The 20558-nt window shown below is 52.2% G+C and carries 17 protein-coding genes, 2 tRNA genes and 2 other RNA genes; 11 read left to right on the forward strand and 10 right to left on the reverse strand.

Translation table 11 applies throughout. The annotated features are described in order from the left end of the window. Positions 1 to 198: 198 nt before the first annotated feature. Together chaB and HV345_RS11025 are read left to right on the forward strand one after the other, a co-directional pair. Positions 199 to 429 carry a putative cation transport regulator ChaB gene (gene chaB, locus HV345_RS11020; protein ID WP_095715908.1) on the forward strand — a complete coding sequence of 77 codons (231 nt, stop codon included), beginning with the start codon at positions 199 to 201 and terminating at the stop codon, positions 427 to 429. 196 nt (positions 430 to 625) lie between these two features. After that, positions 626 to 1321 carry a gamma-glutamylcyclotransferase gene (locus tag HV345_RS11025; protein WP_016156738.1) on the forward strand — a complete coding sequence of 232 codons (696 nt, stop codon included), beginning with the start codon at positions 626 to 628 and terminating at the stop codon, positions 1319 to 1321. Positions 1322 to 1375: 54 nt separating this feature from the next. Here HV345_RS11025 and HV345_RS11030 read toward each other — a convergent pair whose 3' ends face one another. Together HV345_RS11030 and HV345_RS11035 are read right to left on the reverse strand one after the other, a co-directional pair. Next, positions 1376 to 1621 (reverse strand): DUF1883 domain-containing protein, encoded by a 246-nt coding sequence (locus HV345_RS11030; RefSeq protein WP_003833405.1) that lies wholly within the window; start codon positions 1619 to 1621, stop codon positions 1376 to 1378. A 262-nt stretch (positions 1622 to 1883) separates the two neighbouring features. Then, entirely contained in the window at positions 1884 to 2237 is a 354-nt protein-coding gene (locus tag HV345_RS11035) for a DsrE/DsrF/TusD sulfur relay family protein (protein WP_181636628.1), read from the reverse strand. A gap of 175 nt (positions 2238 to 2412) precedes the next feature. Here HV345_RS11035 and HV345_RS11040 point away from each other — a divergent pair, with 175 nt between their 5' ends. Continuing rightward, a complete protein-coding gene (locus HV345_RS11040) occupies positions 2413 to 3798 on the forward strand; it encodes a YchO/YchP family invasin (protein ID WP_181636629.1) in 1386 nt (461 codons plus the stop codon). A 21-nt stretch (positions 3799 to 3819) separates the two neighbouring features. Here HV345_RS11040 and narL read toward each other — a convergent pair whose 3' ends face one another. Beyond that, positions 3820 to 4470 carry a two-component system response regulator NarL gene (gene narL, locus HV345_RS11045; RefSeq protein ID WP_181636630.1) on the reverse strand — a complete coding sequence of 217 codons (651 nt, stop codon included), beginning with the start codon at positions 4468 to 4470 and terminating at the stop codon, positions 3820 to 3822. Further along, positions 4463 to 6259: a nitrate/nitrite two-component system sensor histidine kinase NarX gene (gene narX / locus HV345_RS11050; protein ID WP_181636631.1), complete on the reverse strand. Its 1797-nt coding sequence runs from the start codon at positions 6257 to 6259 to the stop codon at positions 4463 to 4465. The genes narL and narX overlap by 8 nt, the downstream gene beginning before the upstream one ends. Before the next feature lie 340 nt (positions 6260 to 6599). Between narX and HV345_RS11055 the strand changes: the two genes are divergently transcribed. From HV345_RS11055 to narI, 5 genes are all read left to right on the forward strand, one after another. After that, positions 6600 to 7991: a NarK family nitrate/nitrite MFS transporter gene (locus HV345_RS11055; RefSeq protein ID WP_016153284.1), complete on the forward strand. Its 1392-nt coding sequence runs from the start codon at positions 6600 to 6602 to the stop codon at positions 7989 to 7991. Positions 7992 to 8388: 397 nt separating this feature from the next. Further along, positions 8389 to 12132 carry a nitrate reductase subunit alpha gene (locus HV345_RS11060; protein ID WP_047358964.1) on the forward strand — a complete coding sequence of 1248 codons (3744 nt, stop codon included), beginning with the start codon at positions 8389 to 8391 and terminating at the stop codon, positions 12130 to 12132. Next, the gene (narH, locus tag HV345_RS11065) at positions 12129 to 13667 is read left to right on the forward strand and encodes a nitrate reductase subunit beta (protein WP_003833388.1); all 1539 of its coding nucleotides are present in this window, start codon (positions 12129 to 12131) and stop codon (positions 13665 to 13667) included. Before HV345_RS11060 ends, narH begins: the two co-directional genes overlap by 4 nt. Then, the gene (gene narJ / locus HV345_RS11070) at positions 13664 to 14374 is read left to right on the forward strand and encodes a nitrate reductase molybdenum cofactor assembly chaperone (protein WP_049042853.1); all 711 of its coding nucleotides are present in this window, start codon (positions 13664 to 13666) and stop codon (positions 14372 to 14374) included. Before narH ends, narJ begins: the two co-directional genes overlap by 4 nt. Continuing rightward, positions 14374 to 15051 (forward strand): respiratory nitrate reductase subunit gamma, encoded by a 678-nt coding sequence (gene narI, locus HV345_RS11075; protein WP_181636632.1) that lies wholly within the window; start codon positions 14374 to 14376, stop codon positions 15049 to 15051. Before narJ ends, narI begins: the two co-directional genes overlap by 1 nt. 166 nt (positions 15052 to 15217) lie before the next feature. Here narI and HV345_RS11080 read toward each other — a convergent pair. The 6 genes from HV345_RS11080 to HV345_RS11105 all read right to left on the reverse strand — a co-directional run bounded on the left by HV345_RS11080 (position 15218) and on the right by HV345_RS11105 (position 17285). Then, positions 15218 to 15349, reverse strand: a non-coding RNA gene (locus HV345_RS11080) — RtT sRNA. 44 nt (positions 15350 to 15393) lie between these two features. Next, positions 15394 to 15525, reverse strand: a non-coding RNA gene (locus HV345_RS11085) — RtT sRNA. A 44-nt stretch (positions 15526 to 15569) separates the two neighbouring features. Beyond that, a tRNA-Tyr gene (locus tag HV345_RS11090) sits at positions 15570 to 15654 on the reverse strand. 36 nt (positions 15655 to 15690) lie between these two features. Then, positions 15691 to 15775: transfer RNA gene (locus HV345_RS11095), tRNA-Tyr, on the reverse strand. Between the two features lie 156 nt (positions 15776 to 15931). After that, positions 15932 to 16774, reverse strand: coding sequence for a formyltetrahydrofolate deformylase (purU, locus tag HV345_RS11100; RefSeq protein WP_181636633.1), 843 nt, complete (start codon positions 16772 to 16774; stop codon positions 15932 to 15934). Positions 16775 to 16829: 55 nt separating this feature from the next. Beyond that, positions 16830 to 17285: a YchJ family protein gene (locus tag HV345_RS11105; protein WP_131346108.1), complete on the reverse strand. Its 456-nt coding sequence runs from the start codon at positions 17283 to 17285 to the stop codon at positions 16830 to 16832. A gap of 111 nt (positions 17286 to 17396) precedes the next feature. Here HV345_RS11105 and rssA point away from each other — a divergent pair, with 111 nt between their 5' ends. From rssA to galU, 3 genes are all read left to right on the forward strand, one after another. Next, the gene (gene rssA / locus HV345_RS11110) at positions 17397 to 18308 is read left to right on the forward strand and encodes a patatin-like phospholipase RssA (protein WP_016156731.1); all 912 of its coding nucleotides are present in this window, start codon (positions 17397 to 17399) and stop codon (positions 18306 to 18308) included. Positions 18309 to 18398: 90 nt separating this feature from the next. After that, complete coding sequence (rssB, locus tag HV345_RS11115; protein ID WP_016153275.1) at positions 18399 to 19412, forward strand: two-component system response regulator RssB; 1014 nt, start codon at positions 18399 to 18401, stop codon at positions 19410 to 19412. 204 nt (positions 19413 to 19616) lie between these two features. Continuing rightward, entirely contained in the window at positions 19617 to 20525 is a 909-nt protein-coding gene (galU, locus tag HV345_RS11120; RefSeq protein WP_016153274.1) for a UTP--glucose-1-phosphate uridylyltransferase GalU, read from the forward strand. Positions 20526 to 20558: the final 33 nt, after the last annotated feature.

Below are 20558 nucleotides of genomic sequence, written 5' to 3' on the forward strand. Positions count from 1 at the left end.
GTTTTGTAGGTGACATTTTACGAAATTTTACTACATCACCTATTTTCCCTCTCAAAGCGGCCAAAAACCAATTTCTTGTTTATAGACTGTTTAATTAACAGAAGGTTAGGTAAAGAAAATTTCTAAAAATGTCCATTATTGGCGTCTCGCCGCATTGTTAACCACACTTAAGGTTTAGCCTAAAAAGAGGAGTTCACAATGCCCTATAAATCTAAAAGCGATCTGCCTGACAGCGTGCAGCACGTTCTGCCACCCCATGCTCAGGACATTTATAAAGAAGCTTTCAACAGCGCCTGGGAACAGTATAAAGACAAATCTGACCGCCGTGACGATGCCACCCGAGAAGAGACGGCACATAAGGTGGCGTGGGCCGCGGTTAAAAATGATTACCAAAAAGGTGATGATGGTAAATGGCATAAAAAGACGTAACAGTATCAATTATAATGCCTTTATAAACTCGCTTGCATCAGGCGTTAGCGAATCGTGCTACGCCGCGCGGTTACTGGCTTGCAAGCGAGCGGTGAATTGCCTATTGTCCAGCTATTGGTTTCAAAATGAGCAGTAAAAAAGCCCGGAAGGCGTCAAAAAAGTTGTCGCAGGGAAGCAGCAGTGGCGGAGGTGTAAGGTGTTAACGCGTGATTTTTTATTGAATGCCGACTGTAAGACGGCATTTGGTGCTATTGAAGAATCACTACTCTGGTCAGCGGAACAACGTGCAGCCTCACTGGCCGCCACGCTCGCTTGTCGACCAGATGATGGACCGGTGTGGATCTTCGGTTATGGATCGTTGATGTGGAACCCGGCCTTAGAGTTTGAAGAGTCCTGTACCGGCACATTAGTCGGCTGGCACCGTGCATTTTGTCTGCGCCTGACGGCGGGGCGAGGAACGGCGTGTCAGCCAGGACGCATGCTGGCCCTGAAAGAGGGCGGACGTACCACCGGTGTGGCCTACCGCTTGCCGGACGCGTCGCTGGAACAAGAGCTTTCTCTGTTGTGGAAGCGAGAAATGATCACCGGATGCTATCTGCCGACCTGGTGCCAGCTGGCGCTTGATGACGGCCGTACGGTGAACGCGCTGGTGTTTATTATGGATCCGCGCCATCCGCTGTTTGAGTCAGACACGCGCGCGCAGGTGATCGCGCCGCTTATTGCCGCGGCCAGCGGACCTTTAGGCACTAATGCCCAGTATCTGTTCTCGCTGGAACAAGAGCTGGTCAAGCTGGGGATGCAGGATGATTGTCTTAATGATCTGGTGATTACGGTCAAACGATTGTTGGGAGAGAACCTGCCGGAAGGCGTTATGCGGCCAGGGTTTGCCTGAACCCGGCGTGGAATTGTATGCCCGAAAGCCAGGTGCTTTTCGGGCATGTCACGCTTAGGCTGCAATATAACTTATCGAATGCTCAAGCGACTGACTGTGGCTGTCGATCAGCACGTTCCAGACGCCGGTATAGGGCACGGTCAACCATGCGTTATCACGATCCTGCACGCTTAAGATGTCGGACTGCGTGTCTTTGACGTGATTTTTTTCGCTCATCAGATGGATGTGACAGCGCTCGGAACAGCGCACAACCACCGTATCGCCACCAAATAACTTTAAACTTGCCTTCACTAATGCCATTTTTCACCCCGTTCTTGAAAACAACGTACTTTCTGTCGAAAGTGCTGCGTGATGTTGTTCACATTTCACTCATTGCATAACACCAAAGGGGGAGCAACAGGATGCTGATTTTGATCAAAAAATGGCATAACGATTAAACAAAAGTGACAAAACACCTCAAAAGGGTTGAACGGGCGTGCTAACGTTCAACGAAACCGCGCCCATCAAATATTAAATCCGGAAATTATCGACACTTTCAGTGCGCTTGCCTGAAAACGGTGTATCAGAAGGTCAACACTTTATCTGCAGCCAGCGTCCATTGAGCCAGTTCTACCAGCGTGCCGACGGCCACTCCGTCAATTAACGGCAGCGCCGTGATCCCACGACCATCGGTGCAGGTTTTGCATAGTTTTACCGGAACATTTTGCGCTGTCAGGATCTCCAGCATTTGCTGAATATTGTAGCCCTCCGCGGGTTGCTGACCACGTAATCCTGCGGTTACGGCGTCAGACATTAAAAACAGACGCAGGTCGAGACCGGCTTCCTGTTCGCGCAGGGCGATAGCCAGACGCAGGCTGTTAAATAACGATTCGCTTCCATAAGCCGCTCCGTTCGCGACGATCACTATCTTTTGCATTTTTACTCCTGTTACTGCATGTAAGCGTTAATAACCGACACGTATGTTACACCTATTTCTCAATGCCAGGATAATGCCGAAAAAAGGGGGAGGGGCTGAAAATCAACGCTGAAAACGTTATGGTTTAAGATAAGTATGCCACTGTGGCTAATTGATGTAAGAAACCACTAACGATTTGAGCCGTATTATCTGTTCTTCTCTTGCTGTATTCGCACTCTTGCCGCTGGCAGGCGGTACTGCTAACGCGCAGTCGTCCTTTGTGCACCAGGCTGAAAACCCTTTCGATAACAATAGTGATGGCTTGCCCGATCTTGGTATGGCCCCGGAGTCGCGGGCAGGCGAAAAGCATTTTGCCGAAATGGTCAAAGCGTTTGGTGAAGCCAGCATGACTGATAACGGGCTTGATACCGGTGAACAGGCGAAGCAGTTCGCGTTTGGCCAGGTGCGAGATACGGTCAGCGAACAGGTGAATCAGCAACTGGAATCCTGGCTTTCTCCCTGGGGAAACGCCAGCATCGGGTTGCAAGTTGATAACGAAGGCAGTTTTACCGGGAGTCGGGGAAGCTGGTTTGTGCCGTGGCAGGATAACCAACGTTATCTTACCTGGAGCCAGCTAGGAGTGACGCAACGGGACGATGGCTTAGTCAGTAATGCGGGGATTGGGCAACGTTGGGTACGCGACGGTTGGTTACTGGGTTACAACACCTTTTATGACAACTTACTGGATGAAAATCTGCCCCGCGGAGGCCTCGGCGCAGAGGCGTGGGGCGAATATTTGCGCTTATCCGCTAACTATTATCAACCGTTGTCTTCCTGGCAGGATCGTTTTGCAACCCAGCAACAACGGATGGCCCGCGGCTACGATCTGACCGCGCAAATGCGGATGCCGTTCTATCAACACCTCAATACCAGCGTCAGCGTGGAACAGTATTTTGGCGACCGGGTGGATCTATTTCATTCGGGAACCGGGTATCACAATCCGGTGGCGGTGAACCTCGGGCTGAGCTATACACCGGTGCCGCTGATCACGGTGACAGCGCAGCATAAGCAGGGGGAAAGCGGCATCAGCCAGAATAACCTCGGCTTAACCCTTAGTTACCGTTTTGGCGTGCCGTTAAAAAAACAGTTGATGGTCAGTGAGGTGGCGAACAGCCGTTCACTGCGCGGCAGTCGTTATGACGATCCGCAGCGTAACAATTTGCCGACGCTGGAGTATCGCCAGCGTAAAACGCTGTCGGTATTTTTGGCCACGCCCCCCTGGGATCTCAAACCGGGAGAGACGGTGGCGCTGAAGCTGCAGGTGCGTAGTTTGCATGGGATCCGCCACCTGACGTGGCAGGGCGATACTCAGGCGTTGAGCTTAACGGCTGGCAGCAATAACCGAAGCGCGCAGGGCTGGACGATTATTATGCCGAAGTGGGACAGCAGAGAAGGTGCGACGAACCGCTGGCGGTTGTCTGTGGTGGTAGAAGATGAGCAGGGCCAGCGTGTCTCTTCCAATGAGATCACGCTATCACTGACCGAACCGTTTACTACCGTTTCGGAAAATGATCCTCGTTAACAATGACGCATGCGCGCGTTATCAGAAAATACGTTCCTGGTGCACCCATACCGCGGCTTCAACACGTGATTTGAGCTTCATTTTCTTCAGCATATGCTTCACGTGAACTTTTACCGTGCTTTCGGTGATGTCCAGGCGGCGGGCGATCATCTTGTTAGGCAGGCCCTGGGCGATGAGCTTAAGAATATCGCGTTCGCGCGGCGTCAGTTGGGTAACATCACGGTCGGACGTTGCACGATTGGCGCGTAGGCTGGCGGCCAGAACCGGCGTTAAGGCTTCGCTCAGCACCATTTCACCGGCAGCCGCTTGCTGCAATGCTTTCAGCAAATCTTCCGGCTCCATATCTTTCAGCAGATAACCGTCGGCACCGCGCTTCAGTGCAGTAACCACGTCTTCTTCATGATTGGATACGCTAAACACGACGATACGGCCTGACAGTGATTTCTCACGCAGCTTATCGAGTGTTTCCAGACCGTTCATGCCAGGCATGTTGAGATCAAGAAGGATCAGGTCGGGATCAAGGGATTCTGCCAGCTCGATACCCTGCTCACCATTGCTGGCTTCGCCGACAACGGTGATTTCGGGCGCCATGCTGACAAGCTGTTTTACACCGGTTCGCAGCATCGGATGATCGTCGATCAACAGGATGGTTGCCGGTTCCAGATTACTCATGGGTATCTCCTTGGACTTCTGTGAAGTTTGTTTCGGGAATAAAAGTGACAGCAACTTCAGTACCGCCTGTCTCGCGACGGCGTACACGGCAATCGCCGCGCAAGCTTTGCGCACGGTCGCGCATGATTATCATGCCGTAGTGGTTACTGCGTTCGGCGTTTTCCGGTACGCCGCAGCCGTTATCTTGCACTGTAAGTTTGACCTGCTTACCATTTTGCACCACCGTCACGACTACTTCATCGGCCTGAGAGTGTTTGAGGGCGTTGCTCAGGGCTTCGCGCGCAATTTGTAGCAGGTGAATCGCCTGATGCGAAGGGACCAGACGCGGTGGCAGCTGATAATCCAGCTTAACCGTAAAGCCAAAACGCGCGCTGTATTCCTGACAGCTGGCTTCCAGCGCCGGTCTTAATCCAGGTTCCGTCAGCTGTAAACGGAATGTCGTTAACAGCTCGCGCAGTTGCGCCCAGGAGGCGTTCAACTCGTTACGAATCTGACTGAGCAGCTCGCGGCAGTTATCTGAAAGCGCATCGCCCTGCATCTGCAAACAGCTCACCTGCATCTTCATACAGGAGAGCGATTGTGCAATAGAATCATGAAGTTCGCGCGCAATGGTGGCACGCTCTTCCATCACGATCAACTGCTGCTGACGCTCCTGATGCCTGTCGAGTGCAAGCGTTGCGGTCAGTTGCTCAACCAGGGTATCAACCAGTTGCTGCTGATCGTGGCTGAGATGGCGTCCGTACGGCAAAGTCGCGAGCAGGATACCATACTGGGTATGGGCGTCGGTTAGCCGCCATTTCAGTGTGATACCGCCGTCAATGGCGGGTAGCGTACCGCGCGGACACAAATGGCAGCCTTTCTCATCACAGCTAACATTGGACTGGCAGGTAAATTCCTGATGATTATCTTCATCTTCCAGATCATAGACCCGCAGTTCAATATCATGCAGCAGGGTCAAATTTTGCAGGCCGTTCAGTACCGGAGAGAGGCGTTCGCACAACGGCACCTGAGAGTGCAGGCGGCGGTTGGCTTGCCACAGGAAAGAGAGGATCTGATTTTTATGCTCCAGACCCGCCGTTTTCTCCTGTACCCGCTGTTCCAGCACCGCGTAACTTTCGGCCAGTTCTTCCGACATATTATTCAGCGCCGAGCCCAGCGCTGCCATCTCATTACGCCCACTGATATGTGCGCGTTGGGTAAAATCATGTTGACTGACGGCTCGCGCCATCGCCAGCAGTTGTTTCCACGGCTGTAACAGGCGCACGCGTAGCCAGATAATGGTGAAGACCAGCAGCAATGCCATAAATACGGCCATCAGGCGATGCAGCAAGACGACGCGTTCAATGCGTAACTCGGTGGTATGGTCAAAGGCGGTGACCAGCTTATCCAGTCCGCCCACAAAGCGCCTGACATCCTGCGCTACCGCATCAGGCGTTTGCGCATGCGCAAGCCCCGGTGCCAGTTTGGTGTGCCAGTAATCCTGTAAGGCTTTTAACAGCGCCTGTTGTCCGTCACGCTGCGCGGCACGCGTCAATTCCGGGCTAAACGCCGTTTGCTCCATTTCATCCAGCAGTGGTTGATCGTTGGCGTCCAGCGGTATGGCCGCCAGCAGGCGATAGCTTTGCATGCGTAGCGATCCCGCTTTGTTGATTGCATGCGCGCTACCCTGAACGCCCTGAACCAGCCAGCCAGAGACTGCCATACCCGCCACGCCGATGGCAGTAGACAATAAAACAATCAGCGCCACCTGGTTGACCAGCGTAAGCGGGGAAAGACAACGTTTAAACATGGTGACTTGTTCCTTCGGGTTTTCGTAAAACCGAAAACCTTATTGAATGACGATTCTGCTGCAGGCAGTGGCGTTATTCTCGGCGATACACTGGAGTATACCCACACCTCAAACGGGCTACCCCTTAATTGCCGCCAGAGGGAGAGATCCTAAACGAGGGGGAGTAGGGGACGACAGAAGCGTGAAAAACCACATCTTTTTTACCGAAGTTATGTACTCATTTAGGATGATGATAAATTTCAGGCATCAATAATGACACCTTTTCCTTTGATTTATATCAACTTACCTCCAGCTGTAAACCCTAATGTGGCAGGCATCGAAACAAGTATCAGAGGTGTCTATGAGTCACTCATCTGCCCCGGAAAGGGCATCTGGAGCTGTAATTACTGAATGGCGGCCGGAAGATCCCGCCTTCTGGCAGCAGCGTGGTCATCGAATCGCCAGCCGTAACCTGTGGATTTCCGTCCCTTGTTTGCTGCTGGCGTTTTGCGTGTGGATGTTATTTAGCGCCGTGGCGGTGAACTTACCGAAAGTCGGATTTGATTTCACCACTGAACAACTGTTCATGCTGACGGCATTACCTTCGGTGTCCGGCGCGCTGCTGCGTGTACCGTACTCCTTTATGGTCCCCCTGTTTGGTGGACGTCGCTGGACGGCGTTCAGCACCGGTATCCTGATCATTCCTTGCGTATGGTTAGGTTTTGCGGTGCAGGATACCTCCACGCCATTTAGTACCTTTATCATTATCTCGCTGTTGTGCGGTTTTGCCGGTGCGAACTTTGCCTCCAGCATGGCAAACATCAGCTTCTTCTTTCCAAAACAGAAACAGGGCGGCGCGCTGGGTCTGAACGGTGGTTTGGGTAACATGGGCGTCAGCGTGATGCAGTTAGTCGCTCCGCTGGTGGTTTCACTGTCAATCTTTGCCGCATTTGGCAGCCAGGGTGTTGAACAACCGGATGGTACGCAGCTGTATCTGGCAAACGCCGCATGGATTTGGGTACCGTTCCTGGCTGTATTAACGCTGGCCGCATGGTTTGGTATGAATGAACTGGCAACCTCAAAAGCTTCGCTGAAAGAGCAACTGCCGGTGCTGAAACGCGGGCACCTGTGGATTATGAGCCTGCTGTATCTGGCAACCTTCGGTTCATTTATCGGTTTCTCTGCCGGTTTCGCGATGCTGTCAAAAACGCAGTTTCCTGAGGTACAGATCCTGCATTACGCCTTCTTTGGACCGTTGATTGGCGCCCTGGCACGTTCAGCAGGCGGCGCAATCTCTGACCGACTGGGGGGGACCCGCGTAACGCTGGTGAACTTCGTGCTGATGGCTATTTTCAGTGCCTTACTGTTCCTGACGCTGCCATCAAACGGTGTCGGTGGCAACTTCATCGCCTTCTTTGCGGTGTTCCTGGCGCTGTTCCTGACGGCTGGTCTGGGGAGTGGTTCAACCTTCCAGATGATTTCCGTTATCTTTCGCAAGCTGACGATGGACAGAGTGAAAGCTGAAGGCGGTTCAGAAGAGAAAGCGATGCGCGAGGCGGCGACCGACACCGCGGCAGCGCTGGGCTTTATCTCAGCTATTGGTGCGATCGGCGGCTTCTTTATCCCGAAAGCATTCGGTACGTCCCTGGCATTAACTGGCTCTCCGGTCGATGCGATGAAAGTATTCCTGATCTTCTATGTCGCCTGTGTGGTTATCACCTGGGCGGTGTACGGACGTCATTCTAAAAAGTAAAAAAGTAGTAACTGTTGATTATCCATTGCGCGGTGTTAGACCGCGCTTTTTTTTTTGCCTGCAATTAGTTACAACATACTTTTATGTTGTGGCACGACAACAGCCTGTTAGAACGGTGCTCGCAATATGCTAAACAGGGGGGATACCCCTTAATACCCACTTATAAAGAATTTAACATTTGTATGATAAGTGAGTTTAAAAAAATCAATAAAATTCAATATGTTGATTGATTTATTGATATCCCACTAAGGGGGTATGTGAAAATCGGCCCTCAATTTTCATCCCTGCCTGCCTTGATCGTTATCAATTCTCACGCCCTTTCAGAGCGTTACCTTCGCTCTCAATCAAGCAATGTCGATTTATCAGAGAGCCGTCAGGCTCCTACAGGAGAAAACCGATGAGTAAATTCCTGGACCGGTTTCGCTACTTCAAGCAGAAGGGCGAAACCTTTGCCGATGGGCACGGCCAGCTTCTCAATACCAACAGGGACTGGGAGGATGGATACCGCCAGCGTTGGCAGCATGACAAAATCGTGCGTTCAACCCACGGTGTAAACTGCACTGGCTCATGCAGCTGGAAAATCTATGTGAAAAATGGTCTGGTGACCTGGGAAACCCAGCAAACTGACTACCCACGCACTCGTCCAGATATGCCCAACCACGAGCCTCGCGGCTGCCCGCGTGGTGCAAGCTATTCATGGTATCTCTACAGCGCTAACCGTCTGAAATACCCGCTGATGCGCAAACGTCTGATGAAGATGTGGCGTGAAGCAAAAAGACTGCACAGCGATCCGGTAGATGCATGGGCATCCATTATCGAAGACGCCGATAAAGCAAAAAGCTTCAAACAAGCGCGTGGTCGTGGTGGATTCGTTCGTTCTTCCTGGCAGGAAGTGAATGAGCTGATTGCCGCATCTAACGTTTACACCATCAAAACCTATGGTCCTGACCGCGTCGCAGGCTTCTCGCCGATCCCAGCGATGTCGATGGTTTCTTATGCGTCCGGCGCACGTTATATGTCGCTGATTGGCGGGACCTGCCTGAGCTTCTATGACTGGTACTGTGACCTGCCGCCAGCCTCCCCGCAGACCTGGGGCGAGCAGACCGACGTACCGGAATCTGCCGACTGGTATAACTCCAGCTACATTCTGGCATGGGGCTCTAACGTACCGCAGACCCGTACCCCGGATGCGCACTTCTTTACTGAAGTTCGTTATAAAGGCACCAAAACAGTAGCAATTACCCCGGACTACGCAGAAATCGCCAAACTGTGCGACCTGTGGCTGGCTCCGAAGCAGGGAACCGATGCGGCGATGGCAATGGCGATGGGTCATGTCATGCTGCGCGAGTTCCACCTCGATAACCCGAGCCAATATTTCACCGACTACGTTCGTCGTTATACCGACATGCCAATGCTGGTGATGCTCGAAGAGCGCGACGGCTACTATGCTGCTGGTCGTATGCTGCGTGCTGCGGATCTGGTTGACTCTCTGGGCCAGGAAAATAACCCGGAATGGAAAACTGTCGCTATCAACAGCAACGGCGAAATGGTTGCGCCGAACGGTTCAATTGGTTTCCGTTGGGGCGAAAAAGGCAAATGGAACCTTGAGCAGCGCGATGGCACGTCCGGTGATGAAACTGAACTGCAGCTCAGCCTGCTGGGTAGCCAGGATGATATCGCTGAAGTGGGCTTCCCGTACTTTGGTGGCGAAGGCACCGAGCACTTCAGCAAAGTCGAACTGGAAAACATTCTGCTGCATAAATTGCCCGTTAAACGCCTGCAACTGGCCGATGGCTCTACGGCGCTGGTGACCACCGTTTACGATCTGACTATGGCTAACTACGGCCTGGAACGTGGTCTGAACGATGAAAACTGCGCGACCAGCTACGATGACGTGAAAGCGTACACGCCAGCGTGGGCAGAAAAAATTACAGGCGTATCACGTTCTCAGATTGTGCGCATTGCCCGTGAATTTGCGGATAACGCAGATAAAACGCACGGTCGTTCGATGATTATCGTCGGCGCCGGTTTGAACCACTGGTACCACCTCGATATGAACTATCGTGGCCTGATCAATATGCTGGTGTTCTGTGGCTGTATCGGCCAGAGCGGCGGCGGCTGGGCCCACTACGTAGGGCAGGAAAAACTGCGTCCGCAAACCGGCTGGCAGCCGCTGGCGTTTGCTCTTGACTGGCAGCGTCCACCTCGTCATATGAACAGCACCTCCTACTTCTATAACCACTCCAGCCAATGGCGCTATGAGACGGTGACTGCGCAGGAACTGCTGTCCCCGATGGCAGACAAATCCCGCTATAGCGGTCATTTGATTGACTTTAACGTTCGCGCTGAACGTATGGGCTGGTTACCGTCTGCGCCGCAGTTAGGAACTAACCCGCTGTATATCGCGAAAGAAGCGCAGAAAGCAGGTATGACGCCGGTGGACTACACCGTTAAATCCCTGAAAGAAGGTTCTATTCGCTTTGCGGCAGAGCAGCCGGAAAACGGTAAAAACCATCCGCGTAACCTGTTTATCTGGCGTTCAAACCTGCTCGGTTCTTCCGGTAAAGGCCACGAGTACATGCTCAAGTATCTGCTGGGTACTGAACATGGTATTCAGGGTAAAGATCTCGGCCAGCAGAGCGGCGTGAAGCCAGAAGAAGTGGAATGGCAGGATAACGGACTGGACGGCAAACTGGATCTGGTCGTTACGCTGGACTTCCGCCTGTCGAGTACCTGTCTGTATTCCGATATCGTGCTGCCGACCGCTACCTGGTATGAAAAAGACGACATGAATACCTCGGATATGCATCCGTTTATTCATCCTCTGTCTGCGGCCGTTGACCCGGCCTGGGAATCGAAGAGCGACTGGGAAATCTATAAAGCCATCGCCAAGAAATTCTCTGAAGTTTGTGTGGGCCACCTCGGTAAAGAAACCGACGTCGTTACGCTGCCGATTCAGCACGACTCCGCCGCTGAACTGGCGCAGCCGCTGGACGTGAAGGACTGGAAAAAAGGGGAATGCGACCTGATTCCAGGTGTTACGGCACCGCACATCATGACCGTTGAGCGTGATTATCCGGCAACGTACGAGCGTTTCACCTCCATCGGTCCGCTGATGGAAAAAATAGGTAACGGCGGTAAAGGGATTGCCTGGAACACCCAGAGCGAAATGGATCTGCTGCGTAAGCTCAACTACACCAAGGCTGACGGTCCGGCGAAAGGCCAACCGATGCTGGATACCGCAATTGATGCTGCTGAGATGATCCTGACGCTGGCTCCGGAAACTAACGGTCAGGTTGCCGTTAAAGCCTGGGCGGCGCTGAGTGAATTTACCGGTCGTGACCATACGCATCTGGCGCTGAATAAAGAAGACGAAAAAATTCGTTTCCGCGACATCCAGGCGCAGCCGCGCAAAATTATCTCCAGTCCGACCTGGTCAGGTCTGGAAGATGAACATGTGTCTTATAACGCCGGTTATACCAACGTTCATGAGCTGATCCCATGGCGTACGCTATCTGGTCGCCAGCAGTTGTATCAGGATCACCAGTGGATGCGTGACTTCGGTGAGAGCCTGCTGGTGTATCGTCCGCCAATCGACACCCGTTCGGTGAAAGCGGTGATCGGCGAGAAATCTAACGGTAACCCGGAAAAAGCGCTCAACTTCCTGACGCCGCACCAGAAATGGGGTATCCACTCCACCTACAGCGACAACCTGCTGATGCTGACGCTGTCTCGCGGTGGTCCGATTGTGTGGATGAGTGAAGTTGATGCGAAGGATCTGGGTATCGAAGATAACGACTGGATCGAAGTCTTCAACAGCAACGGGGCGCTGACGGCGCGTGCAGTTGTCAGCCAGCGTGTGCCGGCCGGGATGACCATGATGTACCACGCGCAGGAACGTATCGTTAACCTGCCGGGTTCTGAAATCACTCAGCAGCGCGGCGGGATCCACAACTCGGTAACCCGTATTACGCCGAAACCAACTCACATGATCGGTGGTTATGCGCAACTGGCATACGGCTTTAACTACTACGGTACCGTCGGTTCAAACCGCGATGAGTTCGTAGTTGTACGTAAGATGAAGAACATTAACTGGTTGGATGGCGAAGGCAATGACCAGGTACAGGAGAGCGTAAAATGAAAATTCGTTCACAAGTCGGCATGGTGCTGAATCTCGATAAGTGCATCGGCTGCCACACCTGTTCAGTGACCTGCAAAAACGTCTGGACCAGCCGTGAAGGTATGGAGTACGCCTGGTTCAACAACGTCGAAAGTAAGCCTGGCGTTGGCTTCCCGAACGACTGGGAAAACCAGGAAAAATGGAAGGGCGGTTGGATCCGTAAAATCAATGGCAAGCTGCAGCCGCGCATGGGTAACAAAGCACTACTGCTGGGTAAAATCTTTGCTAACCCGCATCTGCCGGGCATGGATGATTACTATGAGCCGTTTGATTTTGACTACCAAACGTTGCACAACGCCCCAGCAGACAGTAAGGCGCAGCCGATTGCGCGTCCGCGTTCGCTGATCACCGGTCAGCGGATGGATAAAATCACCAGCGGTCCGAACTGGGAAGAAATTCTGGGGGGCGAGTTCGAAAAACGCGCCAAAGACCAGAATTTCGAAAACATGCAGAAGGCGATGTACGGTCAGTTCGAAAATACCTTCATGATGTATCTGCCGCGTTTGTGTGAGCATTGCCTTAACCCGGCGTGCGTGGCGACCTGCCCAAGCGGCGCTATCTACAAGCGTGAAGAAGATGGCATCGTGCTGATCGACCAGGACAAATGCCGCGGCTGGCGTATGTGTATCACTGGCTGCCCGTATAAGAAGATCTACTTCAACTGGAAGAGCGGGAAATCTGAGAAGTGCATTTTCTGCTACCCGCGTATCGAAGCCGGTCAGCCGACCGTTTGCTCCGAAACCTGCGTAGGCCGTATTCGTTACCTCGGCGTACTGCTGTATGACGCAGATGCGATCGAAAGTGCGGCAAGCACGGAGCACGAGAAAGATCTGTACCAGCGTCAACTGGACGTGTTCCTCGATCCGAACGATCCGGCTGTTATTGAACAAGCGCTGAAAGATGGTATTCCGCTGAGCGTCATTGATGCCGCACAGCAGTCGCCGGTTTACAAAATGGCGATGGACTGGAAGCTGGCGCTGCCGCTGCATCCGGAATACCGCACGCTACCGATGGTCTGGTACGTGCCGCCTTTGTCACCGATCCAGTCTGCCGCCGATGCGGGCGAGCTGGGCAGCAACGGTATTCTGCCGGACGTTGACAGTCTGCGTATCCCGGTTCAGTACCTGGCGAACCTGCTGACCGCAGGCGACACTCAGCCGGTACTGTTGGCGCTGAAACGTATGCTGGCGATGCGTCACTACAAACGTGCGGAAACCGTTGACGGTAAAGTTGATACCCGCGCGCTGGAAGAGGTGGGCTTAAGCGAAGCGCAGGCACAGGAAATGTATCGTTATCTGGCGATTGCTAACTACGAAGATCGTTTCGTGGTACCGAGCAGCCATCGTGAACTGGCACGTGACGCGTTCCCGGAGAAAAGCGGTTGTGGCTTTACCTTCGGTGATGGTTGCCACGGTTCTGATACTAAATTCAATCTGTTCAACAGCCGCCGCATCGACGCTGTCGATGTGACCAGCAAAACGGAGCCGCACCAATGATTGAACTTGTCATTGTTTCGCGTCTGCTCGAGTACCCGGATGCTGCCTTGTGGCAGCATCAGCAGGAACTTTTCGATGCACTCGCGTCATCTGAAAACCTGGATAAAGAGGATGCCCAGACTCTGGGCGTTTTCCTGCGCGATCTCACTGCGCAGGACATGCTGGATGTGCAGGCAAGCTATAGCGAACTGTTTGACCGAGGCCGCGCCACCTCGTTGCTGCTGTTTGAACATGTACACGGCGAGTCCCGCGATCGTGGTCAGGCTATGGTTGACCTGATGGCGCAGTATGAACAGCACGGTCTGCAGCTCGACAGCCGCGAACTTCCCGATCATCTGCCGCTGTATCTGGAATACCTTGCGCAGTTGCCGAAAAGCGAAGCATTAGGGGGGTTACAGGATATCGCGCCGATTCTGGCGCTGCTCAGCGCTCGCTTGCAACAGCGTGAAAGCCGTTATGCGGTGCTATTCGATCTGCTGTTAAAACTGGCGAATACCGTTATCGACAGCGATAAAGTGGCTGAAAAAATTGCAGATGAAGCGCGTGACGATACCCCACAAGCCCTGGATGCGGTCTGGGAAGAAGAGCAGGTGAAATTCTTCGCCGATCAGGGGTGTGGTGAGTCGGAAATTTCCGCTCACCAGCGTCGTTTTGCCGGGGCCGTTGCGCCGCAGTATCTGAATATCACCACCGGAGGACAGCAATAATGCACTTCCTGAATACGTTCTTCTTTGACATCTATCCGTACATCGCGGGTTCTGTCTTTCTGATTGGCAGTTGGCTGCGTTATGACTATGGGCAGTATACCTGGCGCGCGGCTTCCAGTCAGATGCTGGATCGCAAAGGGATGAACCTGGCGTCAAACCTGTTCCACATCGGGATCCTGGGGATTTTTGCCGGGCACTTCCTTGGCATGCTGACACCACACTGGATGTATGAAGCGTGGCTGCCGCTTGAAGTGAAACAAAAGATGGCGATGTTCGCGGGTGGTGCCAGTGGTGTGATGTGTTTGATTGGCGGCGTCCTGCTGCTGAAACGCCGCCTGTTCAGCCCACGTGTGCGGGCGACCACTACCGGAGCGGACATTCTGATCCTCTCCCTGCTGGTGATCCAGTGTGCGCTGGGCCTGCTGACCATTCCGTTCTCCGCCCAGCATATGGACGGCAGCGAGATGATGAAGCTGGTGAACTGGGCGCAGACAGTGGTGACCTTCCAGGGGGGTGCGTCTCAATATCTGGATGGCGTTGCGTTCATTTTCCGTATGCACCTGGTGCTGGGTATGACGCTGTTCCTGTTGTTCCCGTTCTCGCGTCTGGTGCACATCTGGAGCGTTCCGGTCGAATATCTGACGCGCAAATACCAGGTTGTTCGTGCGCGTCATTAATCAGTTATCTGTGTAAGACAAAACCCTGCTCCGGCGGGGTTTTTTTACGACTAATTGCCGGATAAGCATTGTGCATCAGGCAAATTGCCGACCAGAATTGAGGCTTGATCGAGGGTCGGGTATGGGGCATTACAGATGGATTGGATGCTGGTGCTTTATGGGGTGATGGTGGTGGGGGAAGGATTACTCAGCGCGGTGCGCTTCGCCCTTCGGGTCGTTGCCTGCGGCAACGCTTTCTCGCTAACGCTCGAATCGAACCTTAGTCGAAGCTTCTCATCCTTCCCGCTGGGGCAGAATATGAGACATTACAGATGGATTTGATACAGGTGCTTTATGAAGTGATGGTGGTGGGGGAAGGATTACTCAGCGCGGTGCGCTTCGCCCTTCGGGTCGTTACCTGCGGCAACGCTTTCTCGCTAACGCTCGAATCGAACCTTAGTCGAAGCTTCTCATCCTTCCCGCTTGGGCAGAATATGAGACATTACAGATGGATTGGATGCTGGTGCTTTATGAGGTGATGGTGGTGGGGGAAGGATTCGAACCTTCGAAGTCGATGACGGCAGATTTACAGTCTGCTCCCTTTGGCCGCTCGGGAACCCCACCAGGGGTATACTAATTTTATGAATCTATCGGAATGAATGGTGGTGGGGGAAGGATTCGAACCTTCGAAGTCGATGACGGCAGATTTACAGTCTGCTCCCTTTGGCCGCTCGGGAACCCCACCACGGGGTAATGCTAGTTACTGGCCTGCTTCCGTTGGAAGCGGGGCGCATCATATCAAATGATGCGCCCCTGTAAAGTATTCCGTTGATAAAAAAGAACTGGTTGTCTGATTTTTACGCGTAAAGATGTAAAGGTAACCAATTCAATTATCAATCGATTACAGAATAATCGTTCGGTTACCGTAAACAAAGACGCGTTGAGCCAGAACCTGATACAGCGCACGGCTTAATACATTTTTCTCAACGTCGCGGCCCGCACGCATCATGTCTTCCGCGGTGTAGGTGTGATCGACATGAATTACGTCCTGCATAATGATTGGGCCTTCATCGAGGTTATCATTCACGTAGTGGGCTGTTGCACCGATGATCTTCACACCGCGCTCATAAGCCTGATGGTAAGGGCGAGCGCCAATAAACGCTGGCAGGAATGAATGGTGAATATTGATAATCTTATTCGGGAAGCGTGAAACAAATGTTGGTGTCAGAACGCGCATGTATTTTGCCAGCACGACATAGTCAGGTTGGTGCGCGTCGATAGCGTCGGCCATTTTCAGGTCATGTTCGTCACGCGTTAAATCTTCGTGGCTGACCAGCTCAAATGGGATATCAAACCGTTCAACCAAAGGTCGCAGCGTCTCGTGGTTGCCGATCACAGCGGCGATTTCAACATCCAGCCCGCCATAATTGGCCTTCATTAACAGGTCACCCAGACAATGTGCCTCCTTGGTGACCAAAATGACGATACGGCGGCGTCCTGCTGGTGTTAATTCACGAATGGAGCCATCTGGAAGGGCACTATCCAGATCGGCAAGCAGCGTGACGTCGTTAAAAATACCCTCCAGTTCGGTACGCATAAAAAAGCGCCCGGTCCGGTGGTCCACGAACTCATTGTTCTGCACGATGTTCAGTTCATGCTTGTAACAGATATTCGTAATGCGCGCGATCAGACCTTTTTGGTCCGGGCAAATAGTACGCAGCACTTTTCGTTGTAATGAATGCATTTGCAGCGGTGATCCTGTTGAGAATGTTTGCAAAATTGATACTGTCGGGCGTTGATTAGCCGCAGCACTTTTTAAATTTTTTACCGGAGCCACAAGGGCAGGTATCGTTTCGTCCAATTTGAGGGCGTGTACCGTCTATATAGTACCACTGACCGTTTTCTTTTAAAAAACGAGAGCGCTCGATAATTGCACCTGTTTTACCTTGTTCAGTAAATCGCGCAACAAAGCTGACATAGCCGATATTTTCTGTGTCTGCCGTTTGTTGTTCAAAAACGGTCAGCCCGAGCCATTCAGTGTGGCTAAATCCTGCGATAATGTCGTCGCGAAACTCGGCTGCATGACAGTCCGGATGCCAGGTCTTGATAAGGTAATCTGCGTCTTTCATCACAAAAGCACAGTAACGAGAACGCATGAGGTGTGATGGCGTAGGTGCTACTTGCGCGCCGGACACATAACGGTAGCAACATAGGCTATACTCGACAGCGCTACCACAGGGACAAAGCTGAGACACAAAGTACTCCCTGGAATAAAAAAACGGCGTAAAAACGCCAGGGTAGCACTATGTTAACTGAGCGGTAGCGATGTTGCTACGTCTGCAAGCCAGGGGAAGTTTGTACGTACAATGAGAAAAATAAAAATTGGGCTGGCGCTAGGTTCCGGCGCGGCGCGAGGTTGGTCGCATATTGGCGTTATTAAAGCCCTAAAGCATATGGGCATTGATGTTGATATTGTGGCAGGGTGCTCCATTGGTTCGCTGGTTGGTGCAGCCTACGCATGCAATAAGTTACCTGCTCTCGAACAATGGGTTTGTTCTTTCAGCTATTGGGATGTCTTACGTCTGATGGATCTCTCGTGGCGCAGGGGCGGTTTACTGCGTGGTGAACGAGTATTCAATCAGTACCGTAATGTCATGCCGGTAGAAGCAATTGAGCAATGCACTCGCCGTTTTGCAACTGTGGCTACTAATCTGAGTACGGGTCGGGAGCTCTGGTTCACGGAAGGTGATTTGCACCTGGCTGTTCGGGCCTCCTGCAGCATTCCAGGTCTGATGTCCCCTGTAGCGCATAATGGTTACTGGCTGGTCGATGGCGCGGTGGTGAATCCCGTTCCTGTATCCTTAACTCGCGCGCTGGGCGCTGACATCGTTATTGCCGTCGATCTGCAACACGATGCGCATCTTATGCAGCAAGATTTACTCTCCTTTAACGTCAGCAGTGATGCCGAAACGGGTGATGATGTCGACGCGCTTTCATGGCGTGCCCGACTGAAAGAGCGCTTGAGCAACATAACGGCCAGGCGTGCGGTAACCGCGCCGACGGCGATGGAGATCATGACGACTTCTATTCAGGTTCTGGAAAATCGTCTGAAACGTAACCGCATGGCCGGTGACCCGCCAGATATCCTGATTCAGCCGTTTTGTCCGCAAATATCCACGCTGGATTTTCACCGCGCCAGCGCAGCAATTGCTGCTGGACAACTGGCGGTCGAGAAGAAAATGGATGAGCTTCTACCCCTGGTGAAAACCAACATCTAACGCATTTTTTATCAACACTTAAGCAAATTCTGACAGGCGTGAGTAGCAATAGCATGCCACTATTTACTAAAGCCAGTCAGGGGGGAGAATATGACGCAGCCATTGGTCGGAAAACAGATTCTTATCGTTGAGGATGAGCCGGTATTTCGCTCACTCATGGACTCATGGTTTTCCTCTTTGGGAGCGACAACGGCGGTAGCTGGCGATGGACTTGAAGCACTTGAATTACTCGGGCACTTTAACCCCGACCTGATTATCTGCGACCTGGCTATGCCACGAATGAACGGCCTTAAGCTAGTAGAGTATCTGCGTAATCGTGGCGATCAGACCCCCATCCTGGTGATATCAGCGACGGAAAACATGTCTGATATAGCCAAAGCACTGCGATTGGGTGTGGATGATGTGCTGCTAAAGCCGGTAAAGGACCTGAACCGCCTGCGCGAAACCGTCTTTGCGTGTCTGTATCCGAATATGTTTAATTCACGCGTGGAAGAAGAAGAGCGGCTGTTTCGCGACTGGGATGCTATGGTTGGTGATCCCGCCGCTGCAGCAAAGCTGTTGCAAGAATTACAGCCTCCTGTGTCGCAAGTTATTTCACGATGTCGGATCAACTATCGTCAATTGGTAGCCGCCGATCAGCCGGGGCTGGTACTGGATATTGCACCGCTATCGGACCATGACCTTGCGTTTTATTGTCTGGATGTGACGCGGGCAGGGGATAATGGTGTTCTGGCTGCATTGTTACTGCGGGCGCTATTTAACGGTTTGCTGCAGGAACAGCTCGCGCATCAAAATCAACGATTGCCGGAGCTCGGTGCGTTATTGAAACAGGTTAACCATTTATTGCGCCAGGCTAATTTGCCCGGACAATTCCCTTTGCTGGTGGGTTATTACCACAGCGGATTAAAAAACCTGATTCTGGTATCAGCAGGGCTGAATGCGACATTAAATACAGGTTCCCACAATGTACAAATCAGCAATGGCGTTCCGTTGGGAACCTTAGGGAATGCGTATCTTAATCAACTGAGCCAACGTTGCGAATCCTGGCAATGCCAAATTTGGGGGGCCGGTGGTCGGCTGCGCCTGATGTTGTCTGCAGAATGAACAACCGAGTGGAGTGAGAATGAAATTGGCTCACTCCCCTCATGCTGTGAGTGCTACTATCAGCGCCAGATTTATTCGTATTTATCTTAATTATACCGACGCGCGTCCTTTTCAGACCAGAAGCTTGTCGCGGTACTGATATACTTGGATGCGATACAGATTGATGAACACGTTCAATACATGAACAGTCCAGGAGAGTTTTAAATGGCTGCCCTTAATTCAAAAGTCAAAAAGGCCGTTATCCCGGTTGCGGGATTAGGAACCAGGATGTTACCGGCTACGAAAGCAATCCCGAAAGAGATGCTACCGTTGGTTGATAAGCCATTAATTCAGTACGTCGTAAACGAATGTATTGCTGCGGGCATCACTGAAATTGTACTTGTAACTCACTCGTCTAAAAATTCGATTGAAAACCACTTCGATACCAGCTTTGAACTTGAAGCTATGCTGGAAAAACGTGTAAAACGCCAGCTTCTGGAAGAAGTGCAATCTATTTGTCCGCCACATGTCACTATTATGCAGGTGCGTCAGGGACTGGCCAAAGGTCTGGGCCACGCGGTATTGTGCGCGCACCCGGTGGTTGGCGATGAGCCCGTTGCGGTTATCTTGCCGGACGTCATTCTTGACGAATACGAATCTGATTTATCACGCGACAACCTTGCCGAAATGATTCATCGTTTCGATGAAACAGGCAGCAGCCAGATTATGGTTGAGCCGGTAGAAGATGTTACCGCTTATGGTGTTGTTGATTGTAAAGGCGTTGAATTAGCGCCGGGCGAAAGCGTACCGATGGTTGGCGTTGTTGAAAAGCCGAAAGCGAATGTGGCGCCATCTAATCTGGCCGTCGTGGGGCGTTACGTCCTTAGCGCGGATATCTGGCCTCTGCTGGCAAAAACGCCTCCGGGAGCCGGTGACGAAATTCAGCTGACTGATGCTATCGATATGCTGATTGAAAAAGAAACGGTTGAAGCTTATCACATGAAGGGCAAAAGCCATGACTGTGGTAATAAGCTGGGCTATATGCAGGCGTTCGTTGAATATGGTATTCGCCATAATACTCTCGGCGCTGAATTTAAAGCCTGGCTGGAAGATGAGATGGGTATTAAGAAGTAACCTCCTGGTATTATCAGGTCTGAACGGTGCTGT

It is taken from the genome of Citrobacter sp. RHBSTW-00986, from assembly GCF_013783065.1.
GTDB lineage: Bacteria > Pseudomonadota > Gammaproteobacteria > Enterobacterales > Enterobacteriaceae > Citrobacter > Citrobacter braakii.